The organism is Haloferax sp. s1 (assembly GCF_058382125.1).
Genome location: NZ_JBZRPK010000499.1, coordinates 1 through 5,949 on the forward strand (window position 1 = coordinate 1; position 5,949 = coordinate 5,949).

The following is a 5,949-nucleotide window of genomic DNA, read 5'->3' on the forward strand; positions in this document are numbered from 1 at the left end:
CCAGTGGAGACTCCCGGACACCGTCGGCGGCGGCGAGTCGATAGAGAATACAGTGTCGGGGTCTACCGCACGCTCTGGGTACGCGTACAGGTCTTCGTCGACCCACCTCTCTTGCCACTTCGCCTCGACGGTTTCCGGGTCGTATTCTCCGCTCGGCATTGCGTTGGCGTACCTACTGCCGGGCGGACTGTTAAACGCCTCGGTTAGATGCCCGATGCAACGGAATTCGAGCGGGCGAAGAGCGGAAACAGTGGCGTCTCCGTAAATGACCACGGGTCGGGTGACCCGTGGAACTCTCGCTTTTCTCTTTAGACCGTCGACAGCGCTTCGTCGAGGTCCGAAATCAGGTCATCGACGTGTTCGACGCCCACGGACAGTCGGAGGAAGGAATCCGAGATGCCGAGTCTGTCGCGTTCGGTCTGTGAGAGCGGCGAGTGCGTCATCGTCGCCGGGTGCTCGATGAGGCTCTCGACGCCGCCGAGGCTGACCGCGAGCGGGAACTCGTCGAGGTTCCCGAGGAACTCGGCCGTCCCGTCGAGGTCGGTGTCGAGTTCGAACGAGAGGACGCCGCCGAACCCGGACTGCTGGCGGGCGGCGAGGTCGTGTTGTGGGTGCGATTCGAGACCCGGGTAGAGAACGCGCGTGACAGCGTCGTGGGATTCGAGGTACTGCGCGATTTCCATCGCGTTCTCCTCGTGCTGGCGCATCCGCAGGGGAAGCGTCTTGATACCGCGAAGTGTCAGATAGGAGTCGAACGGCGAGAGCATCGACCCCATGCCGACACGCTGGAGGAACGCGAGTTCGTCCATGATGTCGTCGCGGTCGGTGACGACCGCACCACCGATAGAGTCGGAGTGACCGTTGAGGTACTTCGTGGTGCTGTGGACGACCACGTCGGCACCGAGCGACAGCGGATTCTGGAAGTACGGGCTGAGGAAGGTGTTATCCACGCCGAAGACGGCGTCCCACTCGTCGGCGATGGCCGCAATGGCCTCGACATCACAGAGGTGCATGAGCGGGTTCGACGGCGTCTCCATCCAGACGAGACGCGTGTTGTCGCGCATTGCGGCCTCGACGTTTTCGGTGTCCGTCGCGTCCACGAACGTCACGTCCACGTCGAGTCGCTCGGCGAACAGGCGGTTCAGCATCGTCTTCGTACCACCGTAGAGGTCTTCGAACGCAACGATGTGGTCGCCGGGGTGGACCACCGCCGTCATGGTCGCGGCAATGGCCGCCGTCCCGGAGACGAACGCGAGCGCGTGTTCGCCACCTTCGAGTGCCGCAAGCCGGTGTTCCAGCGCATTCCGCGTCGGGTTCGACAACCGCGAGTAGAGGTACTCGCCCGCGTCGGGGTCGAGCGTCTCCAGGTCCGCGTCTGGGTCCACGTCGGGAATCGAATACGTCGACGAGAGGTGGACCGGAACAGTAACATCCTCGACCCCCGGCGCGGGCAGCTGGCCGCGTTCACCATGGGTCACCGCGAGCGTTTCGCGGTGTAGTTCATAATCGTTCATACGAAAACCGTGACGAGTTACATCCTAAAGGTTTCTATCGCATTCTGACCAAATGCACGAAAGGAATGGCGGAGAATTGTAAATTACTGCAAGTTATCCTATAGCGGTTGGACAGACCACCATGCGGCCCACACCAGTCAGAGAGCAAACAACTACGCTCACGAGCGGTAGTAAGCGAAGGATTAGGCTATTCACGCGCACACCTGTGTCCGCGACTCGCTCCGCTCGCCGCGCAAAGACCTAGACAAAAACGCCACCCGAAGCGCTTACTGCAGCGCCGACAGGTCGAATTCGAACGCCGCGACCGGCAGTTCGAGGTCATGTTCGACGATGACCTCCGGGTGGAGTTCGCCGACGATACCGACTTCTTCGCCGTCGATGACGACCGCGGCGGTCCGACCGGAGATGAACGACGGGTGTTCGGTCGGCGGCGTCTCCAGTTCAACGTCGAAGTCACCACACAGGGCCGCGAGTCGCCCCTTTGCATCCTCGTAGGTCGCGTCGTGGCGGGCGAGGACGGCGGCGACGTGTCGCGCCTCCGAAACACGGGTGTTTTCGTCGTCGTCGCGATGGGCTACGTGACCGATTTCCGCGAGGTCCTGCGGGTACGCGCGGTGGGTATTGTTCTCCAGCACCATCGAAAGCGACGGGAGGACCCACGAGCGGAGCATGGTGTAGTCCTCGCTGTACGGTTCGGTGATAGAGACGGGTTCACCGCCGCCCAATAGGTCGGTGCCGGGTTCGATACCCATGCGCTCGTAGTTCTCCCCTTCCGAAATCATGTGGAAGTTGAGCAGGTCCTCGAAGCCGAGACCGACGAGCGAGGTGCGGGCGGCATCTTCCAGTCGGGAGCGCTCGTGGCGTTGGCCGACCGTCCCCACGTCGGGGTACCGCGGTTCGAGTTCGTTGAATCCGTAGGCGCGGCCCACGTCGTCGATGAGGTCGAGCGGGTGGAGTACGTCCACGCGGTACGGTGGAATAGAGACGCCGTACACCGTCTCTTCCCCGATTTCCGCGTCGGCATCGAGACCGGAGCGCTCGAACAGGTCGATAACCTCGTCCATTTCGAGGTCGACGCCGAGGACCGTCTCGATTCGGTCGTGGCTGACGCGCTTCGTCTCGACTTCGAAGTCGGGCTTGGCGACGGTACCGCCCTCGTACTGGACTTCGATTTCCTCGATGGTCGCTCCGCGGGCGGCCAGCGCGTAGCAGATGATGTTGCACATCCGGTCGATGGTCCACTGGTCGGTTCCGGTGAGTTCGACGAAGAGGTCGCGGGATTCGGTCGAGACCTCGGTCCGGCGACCGTTGATGACCGGCGGGAACGAGAACAGACCAATCTCGTCGTAGATGGCCGGGTAGCGGTCGTACTCGCCGACGAGGTCGGCGTACTTCCGCCCCGTCTCGTGCTGTTCGAGCACTTCGGCCGGTGTGAGTTCGTCGTCGGAGTCGAGTGCGACAAACGTGTCGCCGTCGGGTTCGATTCCGGTGTACGTGATGGAGTTGCCGGAGGCGTTCTCCGAGAGCACGTCACCCTTCAACATCGTCAGGTCGTGGATACCGATAGCGCCCTTGGCGCGCTTGCGGCCCATCGTCGCGTGCAGTTTCTCCTGCAGTTGGATGAGCGAGTCGAGCGCGGCATCGTCTAAGTCCACGCCGCGGACGACGGCACCCGTGACGTACGGGCGCTCTTCGGGAACCGCCTCGTCGACGACGATGGTCCAATCCGGGTCGTTCGTCTTCGGGACGGCGACCCCGCTGGCATCGCCGTACTGGTAGCGAAGCGAGCGGGCGACGCCTTCGACCGAGAGGCGGTCGAGGCGGTCGGGACCGAACTCCAGTTGGAACGCCCCGTCTTCGGTCACGCCCTCGAATTCGAGACCGAGCGCGAACAGGTCGTCTTTGAACTCCTCGTCGGACTTCTCTTCGTGGCCGGTCAGGCGGCGCAGTTCGTCGGGTTGAACGTCAACTACGGGCATTATCGGAGCACCTCCGTCTCGCGGAGCAGGTCGAGGTCACACAGCGTTCCGTGAACGTCGCGGATGTCGTCGAAACCGTACATGAGCATCAGGAGACGCTCCAGCGCGAGGCCCCACGCCATCACGTCGCACTCGACGCCGAGCGGCGAGAGGACTTCCTCGCGGAACATCCCGGAGTTCCCGATTTCGATGAGTTCGCCCGTCTCGGGGTGTCGGCCGAACAGTTCGAACGACGGCTCCGTGTAGGGGTTGTAGTGCGGCTTGAACTGGATGTCCGTGATGCCGAAGTGGGAGTAGAACTCCTCGAAGGTGCCCATCAGGTCGCGCACCGAGAGGTCCTCGGCCATCACCCAGCCCTCGATTTGGTAGAATTCGAGCAGGTGCGTCGGGTCCAGCGTGTCGTTACGGTAGACCTTTTCGACGGAGAAGTACCGCTGCGGCGGTTCTAACTCGCCGACTTCGTGTCCCGAGAGGTAACGCATCGACAGGGACGTGGTGTGGCCGCGAAGCGCGATGGCGCGGGCGAAGTCCTCGGACCACGGCGAGTGGTAGCCGTCGCCGTCGTCGCCGACACCCTCCAGATGGGCCGAGCGAACGCGGTCGATGAGGTCTTCGGGGATGTCCTCCATCGGCGGCACGTCGAGGGCGAAACGGTCCCAGTGGGTGCGCGCCGGGTGGTCCTGCGGCATGAACAGACAGTCGTTAATCCAGAAGTCCGCGTCGGCGTGCGGGCCTTCCATCTCGGCGAAGCCCATGCCGACGAGCACGTCCTTCACGCGGTCTGCCGTCTGCCGGAGGATGTGTTTCTTACCACCGCGCACCTCGGGCGCGTCGGCCTCGACGTTGTACTCGGTGAACTCGACGTCTTCCCACTCGCCGGAGGTGAGCATCTCGGGCGTGAGTCGGTCGACCGTCTCGGCCGCCTCGATACCCTCCATCAGAGCCGTGACGCCCTCGTCGGTGAGGGTGACGGCACGGATGGTTCGCTCGTTGCGAACGACGAGGTTCCGCGATTCGAGTTGGTCGAGCACGTCGGCGTCGACGTCGTCGCCCGCAGCGAGGGCCGCGAGTGCGGCGGCTTCCTCGTCCGCGTCGGGGTCGGCGTCCGCGTCGGGCGCGAGTTCACCCGAGTCGATGCGGCCGTAACCCTTTCGCGCGAAGTTCGACAGGGCGATATCGACTTGCGGGCCGCCGAGCGAGGAGGCACCGATGACCTGTCCCATCTGGACCGAATCACCGTCGCCGACGTCGAGTGCGGCGCGGTAGAGTCGAACCTCGGGAAGGCCGTCTTCGGCGTACTCGACGCCCTCGTCGGTTAGTTCAACGTCTTCTTCGACAGTCTCTGTGACCGAGACGAGACCGTCGTCGCGCAGGTCGAAGACCGCACCCGTCACCGTCTCGGGTTTCAGGTCCGTCGCCTCCGCTAGCTGTGCTATCGTCCGTTCGTCTGTGGCGCTCGCGGCGTTCAACACCGCGACCTGTGATTCCGGAAGTCGCATCTGGTTCGTTGTCGCGTTAGCCGTCTGGTGGTCGGTTAGCAGTTTCGAAGCCTCGCCGAACTGGCGAGTCTGACCGAATGGGTCGGTTTCGTCCGCTGGGCGCGGTCGCGCCGAAGCGGAGTCCGCCGACCTCAAGCGGCCAGAAAGAAAAATCCGAACCCGTCGGTAGCCGGTTTGCGAGTGGCGCAGACACCATGACTGACAGGTTCGAGAGTCATATTTTCGAGGTGGCCGCGTTCCCTCAAAACGGTTCCGGAATTGTGGGAAGAGATGTCACGTCCGGCCCGGTGCGTCACGTTCAGCCCCGGAGTTACGTCCGACACTGACGTGACAGGGGCGGGCACAGGACGGGTTTCAGCACAATTTCGTCCACTGGTCGTCGGCCATTCCTGTCAATTCTATTTCCGGTCTGAAAGCAGATACGTTCTTGTTGATTGACGACCCACGGGCGACGAAGACGAATGCGAGGCTTGGACACGACACTCTCTACGATTCGCCTCGGCGAAGAGGCGTCACTCATCGTCAAACCGCCGAACCGCCCGGACGACAGAGACGACGTCGACGCTATCCTCGTCCAATCACGACCCACATACGAGTTCGACGATGGCGAGTTGACCTACCGCGTCGTCGAGGACGAAGACAGGTATCGCGTGCTCGCGTCGCGCGACGTCGGTGACCCGGTTCGCGTCCTCGGCGAACTCCGCGCCGTCGTCAACCTGAGCGCGTAATCCTCCCGTTCAACTACGCCACGTTCCGTTCCTGCAGCGTCTCTCCCGACTCGAATCGGTCGAGCGACAGCGTGGACACGTCCACTTCACAGGCGTCCTCGCCGAGACACAGGTCGGCGACGGCCTCCCCAGTTGCCGGTGCGTGCTGGAAGCCGTGACCCGAAAAGCCCGCGGCGACGACGACCCCCGGTTCCACCTCGTCGACAATCGCGTGATGGTCGGGCGTCAC

At 63.3% G+C, this 5,949-nt stretch carries 5 protein-coding genes; 1 reads left to right on the forward strand and 4 read right to left on the reverse strand.

The features are described 5' to 3' along the window. Window positions 1-308 precede the first annotated feature (308 nt). The 3 genes from QT222_RS07910 to pheS form a co-directional block, all read right to left on the reverse strand. Window positions 309-1,514, reverse strand: coding sequence for a trans-sulfuration enzyme family protein (locus QT222_RS07910; protein WP_004059045.1), 1,206 nt, complete (start codon window positions 1,512-1,514; stop codon window positions 309-311). A 266-nt stretch (window positions 1,515-1,780) separates the two neighbouring features. Further along, complete coding sequence (gene pheT, locus QT222_RS07915) at window positions 1,781-3,493, reverse strand: phenylalanine--tRNA ligase subunit beta (RefSeq protein ID WP_491476848.1); 1,713 nt, start codon at window positions 3,491-3,493, stop codon at window positions 1,781-1,783. Beyond that, the gene (gene pheS, locus QT222_RS07920; protein WP_491476849.1) at window positions 3,493-4,992 is read right to left on the reverse strand and encodes a phenylalanine--tRNA ligase subunit alpha; all 1,500 of its coding nucleotides are present in this window, start codon (window positions 4,990-4,992) and stop codon (window positions 3,493-3,495) included. Before pheS ends, pheT begins: the two co-directional genes overlap by 1 nt. Before the next feature lie 461 nt (window positions 4,993-5,453). On the opposite strand from pheS, the gene QT222_RS07925 reads away from it, so the two are divergent. Beyond that, window positions 5,454-5,720 (forward strand): hypothetical protein, encoded by a 267-nt coding sequence (locus tag QT222_RS07925; RefSeq protein ID WP_004059039.1) that lies wholly within the window; start codon window positions 5,454-5,456, stop codon window positions 5,718-5,720. Between the two features lie 13 nt (window positions 5,721-5,733). Here the strand turns inward: QT222_RS07925 and QT222_RS07930 are convergent. After that, window positions 5,734-5,949, reverse strand: a 216-nt coding sequence (locus QT222_RS07930; RefSeq protein WP_491476850.1) for an FAD-dependent oxidoreductase, incomplete at its 5' end; no start/stop codon positions are given.